Raw genomic sequence first — 21049 nt, forward strand, 5'->3', positions numbered from 1 at the left:
TAAATAAACTCCCAAAAATATTTATTTTACCTTTCAACTAAAAAGGCTTTATTATGTCGGAATCTTCAGAAAAACTTCCCTTCAAGCCCATACCTACAATACTTGCCATAGCCATCGGTCTTATCATTTGGTTTGTGATACCTACTCCAGATGGCGTGACTGATAATGCTTGGCATTTGTTGGCCCTATTTGTGGCGACTATTATAGCCATTATTGGTAAAGCACTTCCTATCGGGGCATTGGCAATTATAGCCATTACCTTAGTGGCGTTGACGGGAGTTACAGCAGAAACGCCAAAACAAGCAATGCAGGATGCCTTATCAAGCTTCTCAAGTCCTTTGATTTGGTTAATCGGTATTGCGGTTATGATCTCGCGCGGTCTGATAAAAACAGGTCTAGGATCTAGGATTGCCTATTACTTTATCTCTATCGTTGGTAGGAAGACCATCGGTATTGCCTACTCTCTAACGGCTGCAGAATTATTGATTGCGCCTATTACTCCCTCTAACACTGCCCGTGGTGGCGGGATTATCCATCCCATCATGCGCTCTATTGCCGCAAGTTTCCATTCAACCCCTCAAGAGGGTACCCAGAATAAAATAGGTCGCTATTTGGCAATGGTTAACTTCCATGCCAACCCCATTACCTCAGGCATGTTTATTACTGCCACTGCTCCAAACCCGTTAGTTGTAGATTTGGTGAATAAGGCAACCGGCAGTGAAATACACCTTTCTTGGACCACTTGGGCGTTAGCTATGTTCGTCCCTGGAATGCTGTGTATCTTAGTTATGCCTTTGATTATTTACCTGATTTATCCACCGGAGATTAAAGAGACGCCTGATGCGAAAAAGTATGCCACTGAAAATTTAGCAAAACTTGGCGCCATCACTCGCCACGAAAAAATCATGTTAGCAGTCTTTACCTTGATGTTATTACTTTGGGCTAACATTCCCGCTCTAATCTTTGGTGAGCAGTTCACTATTGATGCTACCGCAACCGCTTTTTTAGGGTTATCAGTATTGTTAATTGCAGGGGTATTAACTTGGGAGGATGTGCTTAAAGAGAAGTCTGCTTGGGACACTATAGTCTGGTTCGGCGCCTTGGTGATGATGGCCGACTTTCTAAATAAATTAGGTCTGATTGGTTGGTTTTCCTCTAGCATCGAGTCGGCCATCGCCTTAACCGGATTTGGCTGGGTAGGTGCAGTGGTAGTTTTGACCTTGGTTTATTTATATATGCACTACTTTTTTGCCAGTACTACAGCGCACATTACGGCGATGTTTGCCGCATTCTACGCGGTAGGTCTTACTCTAGGCGCGCCCCCTATGCTATATGCACTAATCTTAGCAGCCGCTGGTAATATTATGATGACGTTAACCCACTATGCTACCGGTACCGCTCCGGTTATCTTCAACTCAGGCTATACCACTTTGCGTGAATGGTGGACTATCGGCTTTATAATGAGTGTGGCTAACCTAGTGATTTGGATTGGCTCAGGACTGATCTGGTGGAAGGTGTTAGGTTACTATTAACCCTTTCTGTGCAATCCTTCATCTTTAAACGATGGCGCATTTTAAGCGAAAATGTTTGAAAGGCGACAATGTTTAAAAAAAGACAAAAAACTCGAACAATGAATGCAAAAAGAGCCGATAATTTTAAGATTATCGGCTCTTTGATTTAAAGGCTGAACTGATTGGTTTAAAAGTTAAGCCTTAAATACTGTTCTATTTGACTGCCATACATTCAATCTCAACCTTCGCCCCTAGCGCTAAATCTGCCACAGCAAAAGCAGAACGTACAGGATATGGTTTAGCTAACTTAGCTTTATAACCTTCGTTAAACTCTGCAAAGTCTTCCATATCGGTCAGCATAACCATACATTTAACCAAGTCTGAAGACTGGTAACCATAGCTCAATAGTGTTTTATTAATATTATCTAACGCTTGTTCCGTCTCTTGTCTAACACCACCTTCAACAACTTTACCATCTTTCATGCCCAGCTCACCAGATAGATATAAGGTGTTGCCTGCTCTTACCGCTTTTGAAAAAGGCAGTGCTCCGTCTGTGCCATAAAAGATAGGAGTGGTTTTCGACTGAGTGGCAACAACAGAAGTAGAGGCTTGTTCTGTTAGTTGCTGCTTTTGATCCATACTCTGTTCAGCTTGCGCTACTGCAGCGCCCATCAAGCCAACGCCTAAGATAAGTGAACTAGCAATTACTGGTAACTTCATAATATTTCCTTATTATATCTATTGAGAGTTTAAATCCTCAAAAAAAAGCAGGCTATAAGCCATAAATGCTTATAACCTGCTTTTATACTATCAAGAATACTCTTTGGGCTGACCTGAAATATGTATAAGATACTTTAAGCTGACCAAAATAAGCTCTTAATTTTCTGTTACCCCTGTCATATCAACTGGAGTATCCGGAGTATTCTTGATTACCTCTATGCCTTTAGCTTTGTCATTACGCTGCTCTTGCAAATAATTTAGGTACTCTTCGGTAATATTGCCAGTGATATATTTACCATCAAACACGGCACAATCAAAACCTTCTACTTTGCTATGCTTGGTATCTTGTACCGCTTCAATTAAGTCATCTAAGTCTTGGAATATCAGACGATCTGCACCGATGATTTGACGCACTTCTTCTACCGTATGACCCGCAGCAATTAGTTCCGAACGGACAGGCATGTCAATACCATAGACATTAGGATACTTAACTGGTGGCGCAGCACTGGCAAAAAATACCTTATTGGCACCTGCATCACGAGCCATTTGAATGATTTCATGGCAAGTTGTACCGCGTACAATTGAGTCATCTACCAACAACACGTTTTTGTTCTTAAACTCTAAAGGAACGGCATTTAGCTTCTGGCGAACAGATTTTTTTCGTTGCTGCTGACCAGGCATAATAAAGGTGCGGCCAATATAGCGGTTTTTCATAAAGCCTTCACGGTACTTAACATTCAAGTTAAGCGCCAGCTCCATCGCTGAAGTACGTGAAGTATCAGGGATAGGAATAACCACATCGATATCATGATCTTCACCCCACTCATCACGAATTTTTTGTGCCAACTTCTCGCCCATACGCAAGCGGGCTTTATAAACTGAGATGTTGTCTATAATTGAGTCTGGACGGGCAAAATATACGTACTCAAACATACAGGGGGTGTATTCTTTTGGCTCAATACATTGATGAGTATGCAGCTTATGATTTAAGTCAATGAAGATTGCCTCACCTGGCTTAACATCACGCACCACTTTAAAGCCAGAGCCAGTTAGAGCCACAGACTCTGAAGCTACCATATATTCAATCTGACCTTCAGCAGAAACACGCTCACCATAAACTAGAGGACGAATACCATTAGGGTCTCTAAAAGCAATCAAGCCTTGACCGGTAATTAATGCTACAACCGCGTAAGCGCCTTCAAGACGCTTATACATTGAGCTAATGGCGGTAAAGATGTCATCAGGAGTAGGCTGAGTTTTGCCTAATGCCTGAATTTCATGGGCCAATACGTTTAGTAAAACCTCTGAATCTGAGTTGGTATTTAAGTGACGTAGGTCATCTTGATAAAGCTCTTTTGCTAATTTTTCAGCGTTGGTTAAATTACCATTATGGGCTAGTGTGATACCATAAGGAGAGTTCACATAAAACGGTTGCGCCTCTGCACTACTTGACGTTCCAGCGGTCGGGTATCTCACATGCCCTACCCCAAACTCACCAATTAGTCGCATCATATGACGTGTCATAAACACATCACGAACCATACCATTGTCTTTACGCAAATAGAAGCGTCCATCTTTCATGGTCACGATACCGGCGGCATCTTGACCACGGTGTTGAAGCACAGTTAATGCGTCATACAACACTTGGTTGACTGGTTCATGTGCTGCAACACCTACAACTCCACACATACTCTATCCTTTTAAAATAGTCTTTACTGGTTAAAAGATTCATTTAGTAGTGGCTAAATTACACTTAATCACTGATTACTCAGCTTTTTACTTACTAACCTGTTGACCGTGAACTCAATACTTATTGAGCGATAGCCTCTTGGTTGGTCTGTTGCGAGCTAGGCACGTCAATTTGTTGCCATGCCTCCCCTAATACTGTTGTTGCAAATTCCTTAGCGAACGGGGCATAAGGAAGTAATTCTGGAGCTATGACAGAGGATTGCCATAAAGCAGTATTGATAATAACCGGTGCCGACACACTCAACATCACCAATACCACCAGTACGTTTTTTGCTGCTCCCAATACGCCACCAGCTAACTGATCAACAAAGCCTAACTTAAGCCCTTTTACCACACCAGATACCAGTAACGTCAATATTTGAATAACAATTAATACCACCAGCACAATGGCCAAAAAGCCCGCGCCCACCTGCAACACAGGAGAACTAACGAAGCTTGCCATATAAGGAGCAACGTCATCTGCTAATCGTGTGGCAGCCAAAAGGGCAATAAACCACCCTACCAACGAGATTGAGCTGCGGATAAAACCTGAGTTAAATCCTCGCCACAATCCTGCTAGTACTATGACAGCAATAACGATGTCTAAAAACCCCATGCAATAACCCTAGTCTTTATTCGTCATAAAGTTAATAAATATCGCGATAGCTGGTGATTGCTTCCACACACTGTTGCACCAATCTTGGTCCTTTATAAATCATGCCACTATAGAGCTGAACCATACTGGCACCTGCCTGTAGTTTTTGTACCGCTTTTTCACCACTGTCGATACCGCCGACGCCTATAATGGGCAGTTTGTCTTCTAAACGCTCGTGAAACTGTTTAATAATCTGAGTGCTTAAATGGCCCACAGGTCGACCTGATAACCCGCCAGCTTCATCGCCATGCGGTAAGTCTTCTACCCCAGTTCTGCTTAAAGTTGTGTTGGTAGCAATAAGACCATCAATTTCAAACTCGATTAGCTGCGTTGATAGGTAATCTACTTGATCTTCAGTTAAATCAGGAGCAACTTTTAATACCATTGGCACATAGAAACCATAGTCTGTGGCCAACTGGTTGTGACGATTTTTTATACTGTCTAATAACTCAGTTAACGCATCCCCGCTTTGCAAATCACGTAAATTCTTAGTATTGGGCGAGGAGATATTCACCGTAATATAAGAGGCATGAGGGTAAACTCGGTCCAAGCAATATATGTAGTCATCAGCGGCATTTTCAACAGGGGTTACTGCATTTTTTCCGATATTAATTCCAATATTGCCTTGGTATTTACAGTTTTTAACGTTTCTAACTAGGTTGTCTACGCCAAGGTTATTGAAGCCCATACGGTTAATAATGGCATCTGCCTCTTTAAGTCTAAACAATCTAGGCTTGTCATTACCTTGCTGCGGACGCGGCGTGACAGTACCCACTTCAATAAAGCCAAAACCAAGCTCAGCGAGAGCATCAATATAACGACCATTTTTGTCTAGACCTGCTGCCAAACCTACTGGATTTGAAAATTGCAAACCCATACATTCAGTCGGCAAAGACTGCTGAGAGTAAATAAAACCTAAGGTATGTGTTTTATGCGCTTTTTCTAAAAGCTGTAAGGTTAAATCGTGAGCATGCTCAGGGTCTAAATTAAATAAGAAAGGACGTAATAAGGCGTAGGACATAACGCTAGATAACCTGTTATGAAGTAAGTAAGTTGAGAGAATTGCTATTAGCCGCACTCTTAGATAAAGAAGTTTTTTTATTCAAGGTTGTACTCTACTCGAAGCTGTTGATTATACCAGTATAATCGTAGCAAATCATCGATTAGTATCAACTAAAAGACCACCGTAATAAGCCCCGAATTTATCACGGCACCGGTCTTTTGTCTGTTAGGGCTATCCAGCCTTTGACAATACGATAAATATGCCAAATAAATGCAAATAAAAAAACAAGTCCACCCAGTGCTGCCAATCCAGTTGAGCCTATTGCCACATTGGAGCTATCGGCAAATACGCCTAGACCTAGACCGCCTAAACCAATCACAGCCATTACAATACCAATCAAACCAAAGATGATACTGTACCAAAAAGTCTTGATCTGCCAATCAAAATGAGTAGCCAACCAAGTATGTTCAGCCCGATCTCGACGTGCATAGTTCATAATAATGGGCACTATCCATAACAAGCCTGCTGTAAAGTAGCTTAGGACATATAGCAAATAAGTGACATGGTTATAGCGAATCAAAGACTCTTCTTGTGATTTACTAATAATAGGTTGAGGATAATTCAGTTCAGTCTTAATAAGCTGGGAATGCTGCTGATAAGCATCTTGCGTACCAGACACAGGTATCTTTAAGTCTGGCTGTTGCAGCTTTGTAGTTTGGCGTTCATCTTGATTATTATCCATAATCCTCCCCTTTTATTAAGAATAAGCTGACTATTTAGCTGTCTAGCATTAACTTACTCAGTAAATTAGCTCACCCAGAAAATTAATTCAGCAAATTAATTCAACAAATAAGCTTGGTAAATTAATTGCATAGTAAGCCACCTCTGTCTAACTGTTAATCATGCTGCTTGGGTACATAACGCTCAACTTCATCACCCATATCTGCTGCTATAATTTCGGCCTCAAAAACACGCGCCTCTGCCAAGTGATAAGGCTCTGCTGCATCTGCAGTCAGAAGCGCTGCTATTTCTGCAACAATCGGCATATGACACACCACGACCACGCATTGCCCCTCCACATCCATTAAGCCGTACAAAGCCTGCATAGCGTCATCATCTGGAGTAATGTCTGGGTGCACCTTCACGGGCACATCAGGCTTAAGCGCAATTAAAGCCTGTAGTGTTTGCTGCGCTCTAACGTAGGGACTAACTACAAAAACATCAGGGTCATAGTTATCTACAATATACTGCGCTGTCTCGGCAGCCTGCTTCTGTCCTAATTCAGTTAGATTGCGCTGTGAGTCTGGCTGAGTTTGATATTCAGCCTCACCATGACGCATTAAAACAATCTTCATAATTTTATCCGTCCTATTTATCCGGCAAACTTGCTGTCATTCGAGCATTTAATGCCTCATTGGTATATTCATGAGGCATAACGAACTCAACATCACTTCTAAAGCCCGACTCCATTAAGTGTAAAGCCACGCCTAGCGCAGCTTGGTCATCATATATAACCGCATGTAACGCGTGAGTGATGGGCATATATATCCCAAGCTTCATCGCTTTTTCATGCACTTGCTGAATGGTATTGACCCCCTCAGCGGTTTGACCAAGCTTTTTGATTGCTGCCTCCAAGCTCATGCCTTTACCCAACATATTACCAATGCGGTAGTTACGGCTTAGCTCTGAGCTACAGGTTGCGTATAAGTCACCAACCCCTGACAAGCCTAAGAAGGTTAAAGGATTGGCTCCAGAAGCAACACCAAAGCGGCTCATCTCAGCCAGAGCACGGGTCAATAGCATGGCTTTGGTGTTTTCACCCACATTATAAGAGGCCGCCATACCCATAGCGATGGCGTAAATATTCTTTAATGCACCACCAAGCTCGACACCTTTGACGTCATCGGAGGCAAATATTCTAAAGAAGGCACTGTGCAGCGCAGATTGAACTGCATGACGCAGTAATTCTGAGTCACTGGCAATGACCGATGCAGAAGGCATATTCTGCATAATTTCAACCGCCAAGTTAGGACCAGACATTACCCCGAAGTTCACTTCTGGCAGCTCTTGCTCGATGATATCACTCATCAAACTAAACGTATCCTTCTCCATACCTTTGGTTAAAGACACAATAGACTGCCCAGTTAAATAAGGGCGAATATTTTTTAGAGTCTCTCTAAATGCAGAGCTGGGCACTGCCACAAAAATAATGTCTTTATCTTGCACAGCAGCTTTTAAATCATGCTCGTACTTCAAGCGCTCATCTAAAGTATAGCCTGGCAAGTACTTTTTATTTACCCGGCTTCTTTGCAAAGACTTCACGGTACGCTTATTACGAACCCATAGGGTTGAATCACAGCCATTACGGGCTGCTAAATTCGACATAGCAGTACCAAAGCTACCCCCTCCCAAAAAAGCCAAACGCAGTTGATGGGGAGGAGTACCCCCTTTCGGTTTGCTCATATTACTGCGCACTTTTTTTTCAATCTCTTCTGGGTCAATGGCGGATTGCTCACGCTTAGTTCTAGCCCCTTTGGTAGCTCTTTCAAAAAGACTGGCCAAAATACCAGAGTTAAATACAGACTTCTCTTCAGCCGACTTTGCATCCTCTGCCTCGGTAGCGTCTGTGTCTGTATTGCTCATAGACTCATCGTGATCCATGTCTTTATCTTCGACTTCACTATTTTTTTTGTCAGCTGACATAAGCTTGCTCTCTATAGTTGTAACAGATTTAAGTTTTTTAAATGTTTTATAAAAAGTGGTGGACGCTGCGAATTAATCTCTCATTTATTCTGCGTCATAAGTGATAAAATCTACCGTATCAATTTCACCTCGACTTGGCATCTGGCAATGAGTGCTTCCCACATACACAAAAGCTGCGACATAGTCCTCCGAACCCACATTAAAATAGCTCTTAACCGCAGGCTCGTTGGCTAAAGTTCCTGTACGCCAAACCGTATTAAATCCTTGTGCTTTTAGGGCCAATAATAGATTTTGTACTGCCGCCCCTGTACTCAATAGCTGCTCGAAAGCTGGCACCTTCTCGTGGTATTGCATACGGGTAACCACAGTGATAATCATGGGCGCTCTTAATGGCATCTTTAACGTTTTTTCAATGGTACGTTCATCCAGCTCTATCCCTTCACGCAGCGCTTTTGCTTCGGCTGCTGCTAATAGCGCCCGACCAAGAGCATGTCTTCTTTGGCCTTCTGTGATGATAAAGCGCCAGGGCTGTAGCTTCTTGTGATCAGGGGCCGTCATCGCACACGCAATGGCTGCCTCAACTTGGTTTTCTTTGGGAGCAGGTATAGTCAAATTGCCAATACTACGACGTGACTTTATCCAGTTAATAACTTGCTCGTCTGTGACCTGTGCCGACTGAGCATTGGTTTCTGTATTTTTTATCTTACTGTTTTTATTGGTCATCAAATCATTATCAACGTTCTGATCGGTCATAATAGCCTCTATTTATAATTATTCCTTTATCTAGGGTAACTATAAACTGTATTAATAACAGCTTATTATCGGGTTATTTTACCCTGTCCCTCATTTAAATATTGTTATATCAATATTAACTATCTAATTAAATTTTTTGTCGTTTATATATTTGCTACTTATCTATATATATTGGTACTTATCTTATTTTTTACAGTATTTTTTACCAAACTGCTACTTATCTAACCCTTTAAAAAAAGACAAGGTAGTACATATGCAAAAAACTGACATAATATAGAATTAATTCAATAGACTGGGTCTGTTTTTTCAAGCCCAAAAGATATGCAGGCTGTCAGTGCTACAAATGACAGTCCACTGCGTCTTAAGCAGCAGTAGACTGTAAATAAGCAGACCTTAGCTTGTAGCGGTATTATTAAGTAATGGCAGAGATTGGCGGTGATACATCAGCATTCTGACCACGATGACGTAGATAATGATCTAGCAATACGATGGCTAGCATAGCTTCAGCAATAGGGGTTGCTCTAACACCGACACAAGGATCATGACGACCTTTGGTCAACATCTCAATGGCATTTCCCTCTACATCGATGCTCTTGCCTGGAGTAGTGATACTGGAGGTGGGCTTAAGCGCGATGCTCACTTTAATGTCTTGACCTGACGAGATACCACCCAAGATACCCCCTGCATGGTTGGCAGTGAAGCCTTCTGGCGTCAACTCATCACGAGAGCTGTGTCCAAACTGTTCCGCCACGCTCATACCATCACCAATTTCTACCCCTTTTACCGCGTTGATACTCATCATGGCATGTGCAATATCGGCATCTAGGCGGTCAAAGACAGGCTCCCCTAGACCTACAGGAACACCGGAGGCGATAACCTCAAGTTTTGCTCCACAGCTAGTGCCTTCTCTTCTTAGACGTTCAATTAATGCCTCAAATCTTGGAATGGCTTCGGCATCGGCGCAGAAAAAAGGATTGCTATTTACAAACTGCCAATCAATATTAGCCGGGTCTTGTACCGCCGTGGTTTCATTGCCTATCTGTACCACATGACCTTGAATCACAACACCAAGACGCTGTTGCAAGTACTTTTTAGCAATCGCGCCAGCCGCTACTCTCATGGCTGTTTCTCGGGCTGAAGAACGACCTCCGCCTCGATAGTCACGAAAGCCATACTTCATGCTATAAGTATAGTCGGCATGACCCGGTCGAAAGGTATCTTTGATATCGCTATAGTCTTTTGACTTCTGGTTAGTATTACGAATCAATAAACCAATCGAGGTGCCTGTGGTTTTGCCTTCAAACACCCCAGAAATAATTTCCACCTCATCAGGCTCACGGCGCTGGGTAGCAAATTTAGAAGTACCAGGCTTACGGCGATCTAAATCAACTTGTAGATCAGCGCTGCTTAACTCCATACCTGGCGGTACCCCATCCACTATCGCCAACAATCCCTCGCCATGTGATTCCCCACAAGTGGTTACCCTAAACACCTGTCCAATACTGTTCCCTGCCATAACTTATGCTCATTTTTTCTAATTAATTTTACCCATCCACTTTATCAAGCTGTGTCACTTTCACAAGTCCTATCTATGGATGGGCAGTGCGTTACTTTAATTCTTACGAATCTAGCTGTGCTACTTGGGCTGCAAATAAATGACGATTATTTAATAACTCATCACGATCGATAGCAAAAACGCCGCTACCGCCACGGGCAAAGCTCAACCAGTTAAATTGAATTTCAGGATAAGCTTGACGTAATGCCCAATCACTATCCCCTACTTCACATACTAGCAAACCTTCTGGAGACAAATAGTCCGCGGCTTCATTTAAAATCTTATGAACTAAGTCTAAGCCATCTTGACCAGCAGCCAATGCATGCTCTGGCTCATGGATAAATTCTGGAGGAAGCTCTGCCATCGCTGCTGCATCTACATACGGAGGGTTGGTAACAATCAGTTCGTACTGGTTTTCAGCAGGAATCTTCTCAAATAAATCAGACTGAATTAGATTTAGTTGATGTTCCATACCATGATGCTCTACGTTGACTGCTGCCACTTCTAACGCTGAATTATCAATGTCTGCTGCATCAACTAAGGCATCTCTAAACCTGCTGGCAAGTGCCACTGCTATACATGCTGAACCGGTACAAAGATCTAAAATACGCTCTGGCTGATAAAGCTGCTTATCCTCTAGTCCATGTAAGTAAAAAGACGGCATATCAGGGGTTGAGTCGGCCCCTAATGGCTGAGCAAGCTCATTGATCTCAAAGTAGGGGTAGAACTGCTGACGGATTAACTCAGCGATTGGTGATCTTGGAATAAGCACACGCTCATCCACATAAAAAGGCAGATCACAAAAGTAAGCCAAATTAACCAGATAGCTTAAAGGTTGACGATATACAATACGCGACTGCAATAAGGACAAGACCTCTGATTTTTCTGAAGAGGTTAGACGGCAGTCAAGGATTTGCTCATCAGCAGACCAATCAAGCGATAAAGTATGCAATACAATAGCGGCTGCTTCTGCAAAGACATCATTGGTCCCTTGCGCTACCACCACATCATAAGTGCGCAGCTGAGTCACACAAAAGCGGATAAAGTCACGAATGGTATAAAGTGACTCGGCAGCTTCATGACTAGCGGCTAATAATTCATCAAATTCACCATTTAACGAGTTATCGAACGTATCTTGTTGCAAGTCTGCTTCTTCAGAGCCTTGGATTTGGGCCAGTAAGGCTTGGGCATCCAATGAAGATAAAGAGGCATTTGCATTAGGGGTATTGTCTAGATTTGAATTATCTGTTGACATAGTTAATCTGCTATTCCCATTACTGAGTTAATTTATAAAGTAAAGCTTCTTGTGACTCATTCTATCTGATAATCATAAAATCCGATATTAATAAAAAGTTCGAATAAGCTTTACAGGCTTATCCATTATAACCAACATTGTTTGCAACACACTATTTTTTGTCAGGTATTGTTTTTTTGTCAGGTGCTTTATTTCACAAGCTATTATAATTCTCACTTAACACTTTAGTCCCAAGACTCAGCTTTAAAGGTCGCTTTGTCAAAACGCTGCCTATATAAAACAAGAATAAAGCGTCTTTTAATACCGCAAAACCCTTCTTTCTATATTAACGTAAGCTTTAAATAGCACAATTGTTACGGTTACTTTCTATTTTGTGGTAAACATTTGCCACTAGCTGCTTTTCGTCGCATAATAGCAGCACCTTTTTTATTGTGAATAACTGTATGACTATGAACGCTAAACTTACCCTTACCAACCTGCCAACTAAATTCGCTCCTAAGCTACTAGCAACTGCTGTTGCAGCTACCTTATTTGCTTTTAGTGGCTCCGCAATTGCTGAGACAACTCCTAAGGCTAAGCCAGTTGATAGCCTTCAGAAGTTAATTAATGACACTGAAACTGCAAACCAACGTGCTGCCGCTGAGCAAGCGAAGCAAGCAGATAAAAATGCTGAGTTGGCAGATGAAAGTGCTGAGTTGGCCAATGATGACGCTGACGATATTGCCATTCAAAATCAGGTCAAAAATGAAATCGCCGAACAAAGTAAAGATGATGAAGACTCTGGTCAGGCTGTAGCAATCGCTAGCCCTACTATTGATGATGACTCTATTAAGAGTATCGAAAACAAAGACGGTAAAGTCTACAAAACCACTAACCTTTCAAACTATGCCCGTGCAGTAAACAGTGCTGTCTGGACTCCAAATATGCGCAGAAACACAGCTATGACTGTGAAAATGCAAGCCCTACTAGACTGGAACCATGCTTCACCAGGTCCTATTGATGGTGGCTGGGGTATGAATAGTACCAAAGCTCTAGCTAACTTCCAGACTATGAAAGGCTTACCTAGCACTGGTAAAATGAACGCAGCCACTTGGGATGCCTTAACCAAGAATATCGACCCAAATCAGCCAGTATTGGTCGAATACACTTTAACCAAAGACGATGTCAATACCAACTTTGCGCAGACTCCTTCTGGTTCAGAAGCCAAATCTAAGATGAAAGGCCTATATTATCAAAACATCAAAGAGATGTTAGGCGAACGCTTTCACATGGATGTTCGCTATCTTGAGAAGCTAAACAAAGGCAAGAGCTTTACCGAAGGTGAAACCATTACCGTTATTAACGTAGGCACTCCATTAAAGGCTAAAATTAATCGCGTGGTGGCTGACAAAGCAACCAAAACTTTATATGCCTATAACGGAGATAAGTTGGTAGCCACTTATCCAACGACTGTTGGTAGTACCGCAACTCCATCACCGACTGGTACCTTTAAGATTGTTAACAAGGTAAAAATGCCTTGGTATAAATCTACTGTGAAAAACGGCGATAAAAAAGATGTGTTCATGCTTCCTCCAGGACCCAATAACCCTGTAGGTGTCGTGTGGATGGGCTTATCTAAACCTTCTTATGGTATCCATGGTTCGCCAGTTCCAGAAGGTATTAGCCGTCAAGCTTCTGCAGGCTGTGTACGTCTGACCAACTGGGATGTACTTGAGGTCTATGCAAATATTGAAAATGGGGCTACAGTAGAACTTAAATAAGATGTCCATTTAATTGTTGTCGCACCCTTAGCCAGTACCTATATTAATTAGTACCTATATTAATTAGTATTGTTAATAACTGAGTTTGTGTCAGTAACTGGCTAAACGCTGCTGATAATAAATATTGACGAAGATAAATCAATAACAAGTAGATAAGGGCTCGTTATGTCAAAAAAATTGAGTATTATAGATCGTGCTATTGTTGGCTTTGATAGCAGTTTGCGCTCCATAATCCCCCATTCAAATCAGACTGCGCGCCCCTTACCTGTCAGCTCTGATAAAATGCCTGAGCTTTCTATCAATGAGTCTCGCCATGTGGCGGGGCTTATGCGTATTAATCACACCGGTGAAGTCTGTGCTCAAGGCCTATATCATGGTCAAGCCTTTACCGCAAAAGACAACCAAGTTAAACAGGCGATGCAACACTCTGCTGATGAAGAAATTGATCATTTGGTATGGTGTGAAACTCGTCTGGATGAATTAGGCAGCCACCCCAGCGTGTTTACCCCAGTTTGGTATGGACTGTCATTTGGTCTAGGCGCTATTGCTGGACTTATTTCTGATGAATTTAGTTTAGGTTTCGTAGCTGAGACAGAAGCTCAAGTTAGTGAGCACCTCCAAGAGCACATTGCTTTATTGCCAGAACAAGATATTCGCAGTAAAGAGATTTTGGCTCAAATGAATATTGAAGAACTTGAGCATCGTGAGGCCGCCCTTAATCATGGCGGTAAAGCGCTATCAGCCCCTGTTAGAGTGTCAATGCGCTGGATGGCAAATCGCATGAAGGGCTTGGCTTATCATTTGTAATTATTAACTCGGAGTGGTTGTTATTAAACGTTTTATCAAACCAAATAAAACAACCTTTTTACTAGCAAATGATAATCAAAGTTTACAACTGACCCCTTTAATGCCTTCTATAAAGTTGCTATCTTATAGCACTTATTATACTGAATAATTCTAGCTGGCGAGTTCAATTGTTGAGTCAATGATTATCAAATAGTCGGATAGATTGAATCGCTGTTCTAGTTGTCTAATTTTGGATATATAACCCGCATCATTAATTAATATTGATTATAAGGACCTAATAATGAATAAATCGGTATCTGCTAAACTTATTTCAAGCGCTTTTTTAGTAAGCTTGGTTGCTACAGGTTGTGAGTCTCTACCCACCTCTGGTACTAGCACAGCTCCAGGCAGCGCAGTGGTGGTAGATGATACTACTGATACGGCCGCTGCCATCGAGGCAGACACTACTGGGGGTAAAGTTTTTAAGGTTAAGTATGATGCCAATGAATTAAAAAATGATCCTTTAATTAATTCAGTAGACATCACAGCCACTCAGTTACCTGGTATCCCAACCCCAACCGTTTCGGTATCTGATGTCAACTACATTGCCACAGTATTAATCCCCAAAACTCGCATCAACCCAAATGATCAGTTGGATGTGAGCTTATTAGATGATTTTATTGATGAAATCAGCCCGAATGCTCGTCACTATCCACCTAACTTCAATAGCAAATCTGATCTTTATTATGCCAAAGAGAAGCTTAAAGAGTTAGAACAGTGGCTACGTCCTTTTGCTGAAGATGAAAATGCTTCCTACGAAGTTTTACTAAGAGCTGCTAAATTAAATGGTATGGGTCGTAACTTAGACTTAGGCTCTGACTTCGCAGTACGTGGCAGTACTTTTATCGCTAAAGCGATCGATAGACAGCCTGAGAGTGCTGAGGCAAACTTTATCTATGGCATGATGTTGTCTGAAGGCGGTGGCTTCAAAGAAGGTAAAAAATACCTAATGAAAGCGGCCTCTCAAAGCTATAAAGAAGCTGAGCAAAGCTTAGCACAAGCCGACTTACTTAATGACAACCGCCCTGCAGCGCTGTCTCGTTTGAAAGCTTTACAGCAAAAACATCCTGATGATGCCACTATTGCTAAGCAAATTGAAATTGTAGAAGCAGGTGAATACTATATTTGGGACTTACCTGTGGCTAAATAAGGCTAATAAAAAGCCAATAAAAAGATAGCAGCTTGCAATTTATTCTTTTTATTAATAGTAGCCGAACTAATATTGCTTAAAGATAAAGCCACTTAATTGTGGCTTTATTGTTTTGGCACTTCCTCTATTATTTCTTAAACTTTCTATTATCACAAATCTACAGCCTGAACTCCCCTAATATTTTCTGTTCTATTGTCATACTAATTCCTCAAAAATGAGGTATTATTAATTTTGATAACCTGCCCTTTCTCTCTATTTATTTAAATGAATAAAACGTACAGTTTTATTGTCTAAGTCATTGATTATGGCCATATTTATGCATAGTAATTTCAAAAAATCTAAACTGACTACTTGCCTTGCTTTAGCCTCAAGCATTTTAGTCATGGCTTCTTGTAGCACCGTTTCTGTTAGCGAACAAAGCTCAAGTAGGACTATTGCTAACAATCGAGGTAATATTGTCACTCGGGCTACCTTAAGCAATAAAAGCACCTCTCAACTACTTTCAGTAGGTATGCCTGAAGATCAGTGCTTAGAGGATTTTAATAAATGTTTGAGTAGGGTGAATAAAGGCATCTTAAACAAAAACAATAAGGAGCATTTGGCATTATTAGCCGAGCTGCACTTAGCCAAAGCTAAAGCCATTGCGGAATCTGAGAGATGTGTGCAGAGAATCACCCGCCCGCCTATTGATCCTTACTACGCTAATGCCCCTATGTCGGATGAACAGTATGCTGATATGCTTCTGTATTTACGAGAGTGTAATACTGCTTATCGAGATAACTTATTAAATGCTATTAAGTACAGTTATGCCTATCTGTTCTATGCTCAATTAAATCCTAGGGGCACAATAGATCATAAGATAAAGACCAAACCTAATAAATTATCGACTAATTTAGACATTCAAACTCAGGATGTTTATGAAGCAGCCTCTGATGCCCTAATTAAGCAGCTTTACTCTAATAAAGATCATACCCAGCAATCTGATAAAATAACCTCTTTTATCAGTCCAGAGCTTGTCACTGATAGCAAACAATCTAAAATTAATGAGTTAGACTATGCCAATGGGATTAAATATGGGCAACAAATAAAAGTTCTTAACTTCACCTTCCCTCCTATTGAAGAAGATAAATATCTAACTAATATTTTGATGAAGAAAAAAGAGGTAGAGCGGTCAGCATCATCGGGTAATGATAATGATGATGATGAAACCGTTACTGATCTTGACTCTTCAATAAATCAAGGGGTAACCACCTCTATTGATCTTTATTTACCCAATGAGCCTGAGTACCTACAAAATACTGAAACTCATAATAAGAGTATAGATGAGCTTTATGCCAGCCATGATCTAAGCTTCTCCGGCCTAAATAGTATCAGTGAACGAGAAGGCGTTGGTATCAGCTACGTCACCCTATTTGACGAGCGTCTTGATACTTCAGTGAAAGGCTTAATTACTTCAGATAATAAGAAACTGAATTCAGAAAACCCACTTGATAGGATTCACCTAACTGGCAACTTGCTATTGACCGGCGTAGTTTTGCCGCATGGAACTACCCTAAATGAGGTATTGGACAGTAATAGTTACGACATTAACTTTTATAACCCACATCATACCGAAAGTATCAATATTCTTGGTGAACCTTACTATTTAGCCGCTAACTTCTCGGCAAGTTATGGCATGTGGTTGGCCGAAAACAGACTAGATAATGTGGGCTACTTCAACCTATTATCTAAGCAGCAAAGCTTAGTATTGCCTCAGCTATTCATGCTTGAGCCTTATGATCCTAATAAGCGTATTATTATTATGCTACACGGATTGGCCTCAAGCCCAGCCACTTGGATTAGTGTTACCAACGATATCTCCAGTGATAACGAGCTACGCGAAAACTATCAAGTTTGGCAAATCTTTTATCCCACAAATATCCCAATTTTAGAAAACCGCTATAGAATTCAGGAGCTTATTGAGAGTGCCTACAAAATTAATGACCCTAATTCACAGCATATAGCCAGTCAAAACTCGGTGTTAATTGGTCACAGCATGGGCGCAGTTATTGGACGCATGTTAGTTTCTAATGAAAACCTTCAAGATAACTTCCACCGCTTGAGCCAAGAACAAAGCACCTTACGTCTCAGTAAACTGGTTAGCAATGAGTTAGATAAAGAGAATGTGCTGAATAGACTACAATTAAAGCAGCTTAAAAGTGTCGATACCGCAGTCTTTATTTCTGCTCCATTTAGAGGGACAGATTTCGCTGATAGATGGTTTACTCAGCTGTTAAGACGCGTGGTGCATTTGCCACTTGGCTTTATCCAAACCATTACCGGAAACCTAGCCAGTATCGCCAGTGAAGGCGAGCTTGCTAGTAACCCTCTTGGGGCGCTTTATTTCCAAAACGGGGCCAGTCAATTAAGTGATAAGTCGTCTTTTATGAAGCTAACCTCAGATTTACAAATTGCTGATGACGTGACCTATCACTCTATTATTGCTAATAGAGACTCTGATATTTACAATGGCTTTATGCGACTGAAGCTAGCAACAGCGCCTAGTACCAGCCTATCGGATGAGACAACTCCTGAGGTACTTACTGCTGGTGTCAGCTCGCTACCAACCTTCGCAGAGGAAGATGAAGAGAGTACAGCTAAGAATGCTGATGAGAATTCCGCGAATTCAGAAAATAACAGTGAATATAGTGGCAAGGATACTGCAAATAACGTCGAAATCGAAGATATTACCTCTAATATTGCCCAGACAGTCACCCCTGCTGTGTCTGATGGGATTGTTCCTTATTCCAGCTCTCATCTTGCAGGAGCCGCTTCAGAAACAATTATTAAAGGGGGTCATAGCATTCAAGATACCCCAGAGGCAGTATTAACTCTACGCAAAATCCTACATCAGCACCTAAAAGCGCACCCCATTGATAAGGAAAATAAATAGCCTGTTAGGGGATTAAATTAATGGCCAAAAAAACAGACGCATCAAGCGTCTGTATTTTATCTGTGTTGTTGTAGGGCTTGCTGTATCGGCTTAAAGCTACGTCTGTGTTGTGGTAATACACCCAACTGCTGTATGGCTTCAATATGAGCTTTGGTAGGATATCCTTTATGCCCCTCTAGACCATAACCTGGATATTTGGCTCCATCGACGATAAGCTGCCTATCTCGGCTAACTTTAGCCAACACACTCGCTGCAGCGATAGCACTGTGACGGGCATCACCTTTTACCCACGCTTCACCATAAACTGAGCATCTTGACCCTTGGAATCTGCCTACACCATAGTGTTGTAATAACGACCAGTCTAAATCTGGTAATTTATTGCCATCTACCAATAGATTAAAGCGAACACTAGGCTCCATTGTCTCTGTTACAGTTGAACGCAAGGCTTCTACAATAGCAATCATGAGCTGCTCGCCGGCCACTCTCATACCAAGCATAGTGGCTTGTAGAATATTGACTTCATCGATAATCGCTGCAGGAATCTCAACGATTATATAAGCCAGAGCGTGCTGCTTTATGGGGTCAAAAAGACGCTCTCGCTTTGACTCGGTTAATTTTTTGGAGTCAGTGAGTGTCGATAATACTGTGTCCTGCAAAGGATTTTGCTCAATTTCAGCAGACCACTTCTTAGGTAATACAGCTCCTGAGACCACCACACTGCCATACAAAGGACCCCGCCCTACTTCATCAATACCTATATCAAATGTTAGTAAGTCAATATCTTGAGAAACTGCATCAGTAGCCGTATTAGTTAGTGGCTGCTCAAGATTTTGTAGCTCATCTTTTAATAGCTGTGACGCGATACTGCCCTCAATTTTGATAGGAGCAGCCAAAGGCATAGGCAAGCTATTTTGGACTGTAGAAGGAGATAAGGTTAATTCAGTCAGGGTATGATAAAAAGGAGTCATTAAAAAAGCTGCTTAGTGATTAATAAAAAATTGAGGATGAGTGGCGGTATTAGTGCTATAACTTATCCATAAGCCTAGTGGTTGAGATGATCATGCCAAGCATTCACCACAGCTGACACAGCACTCTGACTGCTTTGCTGCTTCAACCAAGTAGCGGTTTCATCTAAACGGGTTAACTGCTCTTGATAAGCCTGCGGTGTCATCAACCGTGTTACTGTACGGCAGATATTGTCCCCATTAGCTTGTTCCTGAAGAAGCTCAGGCACAATCTCTTCCCCTGCTAAGATGTTTGGCAATGACACATAAGGCACTTTTACCAAGCGCTTGGCTATAGCATAGCTCAGCTTCTTCATCTGATACACCACGACCATCGGACGGTTGAGTAACATCGCCTCTAAGGTTGCTGTTCCTGATGCCAAAACTATCAGGTCAGACATCGCCATAATGGAATGGCTAAAGTCTTGTTGCTGCTGCGTTTCATCATAAGCTACCGCTACAGCCTTCCTCAAAGATTCATCTTGACGCTCTATTAAATCTTTTACGATGTACTGATGATTTTTATCTATCGTTGGGATAACGAAGCAAAGCTTCTCATCGACCAATAACAGTCGACTCACCGCATTTAGCATTAGAGGCAAAATAGCGTTAATCTCTGAACGTCTAGAGCCTGGCATCAAGCAGATCATCTGGCTAATGTCCTCTTTGCGATTGGCAAAAAAGTTATGCAGCTCTGAGTTATTCCAAATCAGTTCACGTCGCTGTTCATGGGTTTCTATTTCTATCAAGTCTTTTGGTAGATTATGTAGTAAAGGATGACCCACACAGACCGCAGGGTGGTTGTGACGCTGATATACTTCCAGCTCGAATGGGAACAGACACAAGACAAGGTGAGTGGCTTTCTTTATAGACTCAATACGAGATTCACGCCAAGCCCAGATTGAGGGACTCACATACTGCACACAAAAGATACCTTTGGGTTTTAGCTTTTTGGCTACCCGCAAGTTAAAATCTGGCGCATCAATTCCAATAAACCAATCTATTTGTGCCTTAGTAAAAGCAGATACCAACTCTGATCGGGCTTTTAATAGGTCAGGCAACTGAGACATTACCTCAACCAATCCCATTACAGCCAAGCGCTCTAAGGGAAATAAGGACTTTAGTCCTTGCGCTTCCATCTTAGGCCCACCAACCCCTATCCAGACGACCTCTTCAATCAGATCATTTACCTGAGCCATAAAATCTGCACCCAAGCTGTCCCCTGAAGCCTCTCCTGCAACTATACCAATCACTAGCGGCTTGGTGGGATCTTGAGTATATATTGGTTTGGTCTGGCCTGAAGCACTTGCTAACATAGCTAACTCTACTTTATTATCAAAGGATTAGAAGGAACTTAGACTCTAGGTATGACAGGCATGATACAAATCGTCAAATCAAGCCAACAGTATAACAAAAATTTGTAAGGGTCATTCCCTATATGAAGCAATAAGGACAGCTTAACACTTGTCAATAT

17 protein-coding genes are annotated in these 21049 nt (G+C 41.7%); 5 read left to right on the plus strand and 12 right to left on the minus strand.

All coding sequences use genetic code 11. The features are described 5' to 3' along the window. Positions 1-53 precede the first annotated feature (53 nt). Positions 54-1532, plus strand: coding sequence for an anion permease (locus G561_RS0104245; RefSeq protein WP_028858437.1), 1479 nt, complete (start codon positions 54-56; stop codon positions 1530-1532). 192 nt (positions 1533-1724) lie between these two features. Here G561_RS0104245 and G561_RS0104250 read toward each other — a convergent pair whose 3' ends face one another. The 10 genes from G561_RS0104250 to prmB form a co-directional block, all read right to left on the minus strand. After that, positions 1725-2231 (minus strand): RidA family protein, encoded by a 507-nt coding sequence (locus G561_RS0104250; protein ID WP_028858438.1) that lies wholly within the window; start codon positions 2229-2231, stop codon positions 1725-1727. 156 nt (positions 2232-2387) lie between these two features. Continuing rightward, positions 2388-3920 (minus strand): amidophosphoribosyltransferase, encoded by a 1533-nt coding sequence (purF, locus tag G561_RS0104255; protein ID WP_028858439.1) that lies wholly within the window; start codon positions 3918-3920, stop codon positions 2388-2390. Between the two features lie 121 nt (positions 3921-4041). Further along, a complete protein-coding gene (locus tag G561_RS0104260) occupies positions 4042-4575 on the minus strand; it encodes a CvpA family protein (RefSeq protein WP_028858440.1) in 534 nt (177 codons plus the stop codon). A gap of 31 nt (positions 4576-4606) precedes the next feature. Beyond that, positions 4607-5635, minus strand: a complete 1029-nt coding sequence (locus tag G561_RS0104265) for a quinone-dependent dihydroorotate dehydrogenase (RefSeq protein WP_028858441.1) — start codon at positions 5633-5635, stop codon at positions 4607-4609. A gap of 184 nt (positions 5636-5819) precedes the next feature. After that, positions 5820-6359: a DUF4870 family protein gene (locus G561_RS0104270; RefSeq protein WP_227674030.1), complete on the minus strand. Its 540-nt coding sequence runs from the start codon at positions 6357-6359 to the stop codon at positions 5820-5822. Between the two features lie 154 nt (positions 6360-6513). After that, positions 6514-6972, minus strand: a complete 459-nt coding sequence (gene sixA / locus G561_RS0104275) for a phosphohistidine phosphatase SixA (protein ID WP_028858443.1) — start codon at positions 6970-6972, stop codon at positions 6514-6516. A 13-nt stretch (positions 6973-6985) separates the two neighbouring features. Next, positions 6986-8320: an NAD(P)H-dependent glycerol-3-phosphate dehydrogenase gene (locus G561_RS0104280; RefSeq protein ID WP_172462155.1), complete on the minus strand. Its 1335-nt coding sequence runs from the start codon at positions 8318-8320 to the stop codon at positions 6986-6988. Between the two features lie 84 nt (positions 8321-8404). Beyond that, positions 8405-9073 carry a nitroreductase family protein gene (locus tag G561_RS0104285; protein WP_081794367.1) on the minus strand — a complete coding sequence of 223 codons (669 nt, stop codon included), beginning with the start codon at positions 9071-9073 and terminating at the stop codon, positions 8405-8407. Between the two features lie 412 nt (positions 9074-9485). After that, on the minus strand, positions 9486-10589 hold the full coding sequence (gene aroC / locus G561_RS0104290) for a chorismate synthase (RefSeq protein WP_028858446.1): 1104 nt from the start codon (positions 10587-10589) through the stop codon (positions 9486-9488). Positions 10590-10692: 103 nt separating this feature from the next. Continuing rightward, positions 10693-11883 (minus strand): 50S ribosomal protein L3 N(5)-glutamine methyltransferase, encoded by a 1191-nt coding sequence (gene prmB / locus G561_RS13925; protein ID WP_037031631.1) that lies wholly within the window; start codon positions 11881-11883, stop codon positions 10693-10695. Between the two features lie 443 nt (positions 11884-12326). Here prmB and G561_RS0104300 point away from each other — a divergent pair, with 443 nt between their 5' ends. From G561_RS0104300 to G561_RS0104315, 4 genes are all read left to right on the plus strand, one after another. Beyond that, positions 12327-13643, plus strand: coding sequence for a L,D-transpeptidase family protein (locus tag G561_RS0104300; protein ID WP_172462156.1), 1317 nt, complete (start codon positions 12327-12329; stop codon positions 13641-13643). A 165-nt stretch (positions 13644-13808) separates the two neighbouring features. Then, on the plus strand, positions 13809-14450 hold the full coding sequence (gene coq7, locus G561_RS0104305; protein WP_028858448.1) for a 2-polyprenyl-3-methyl-6-methoxy-1,4-benzoquinone monooxygenase: 642 nt from the start codon (positions 13809-13811) through the stop codon (positions 14448-14450). A 280-nt stretch (positions 14451-14730) separates the two neighbouring features. Then, positions 14731-15639 (plus strand): tetratricopeptide repeat protein, encoded by a 909-nt coding sequence (locus tag G561_RS0104310; RefSeq protein WP_037031633.1) that lies wholly within the window; start codon positions 14731-14733, stop codon positions 15637-15639. A 382-nt stretch (positions 15640-16021) separates the two neighbouring features. After that, positions 16022-18571 carry an esterase/lipase family protein gene (locus G561_RS0104315; protein ID WP_227674028.1) on the plus strand — a complete coding sequence of 850 codons (2550 nt, stop codon included), beginning with the start codon at positions 16022-16024 and terminating at the stop codon, positions 18569-18571. A gap of 56 nt (positions 18572-18627) precedes the next feature. Here the strand turns inward: G561_RS0104315 and G561_RS0104320 are convergent, their stop codons facing one another. Both G561_RS0104320 and lpxB read right to left on the minus strand, forming a co-directional pair. Then, positions 18628-19539, minus strand: coding sequence for a ribonuclease HII (locus G561_RS0104320; protein WP_028858451.1), 912 nt, complete (start codon positions 19537-19539; stop codon positions 18628-18630). Positions 19540-19613: 74 nt separating this feature from the next. After that, positions 19614-20891 (minus strand): lipid-A-disaccharide synthase, encoded by a 1278-nt coding sequence (gene lpxB / locus G561_RS0104325; protein ID WP_028858452.1) that lies wholly within the window; start codon positions 20889-20891, stop codon positions 19614-19616. Positions 20892-21049 lie beyond the last annotated feature (158 nt).

Origin of the sequence: Psychrobacter phenylpyruvicus DSM 7000 = NBRC 102152, assembly GCF_000685805.1 — a bacterium.
In the GTDB taxonomy this organism is placed as follows: domain Bacteria; phylum Pseudomonadota; class Gammaproteobacteria; order Pseudomonadales; family Moraxellaceae; genus Psychrobacter; species Psychrobacter phenylpyruvicus.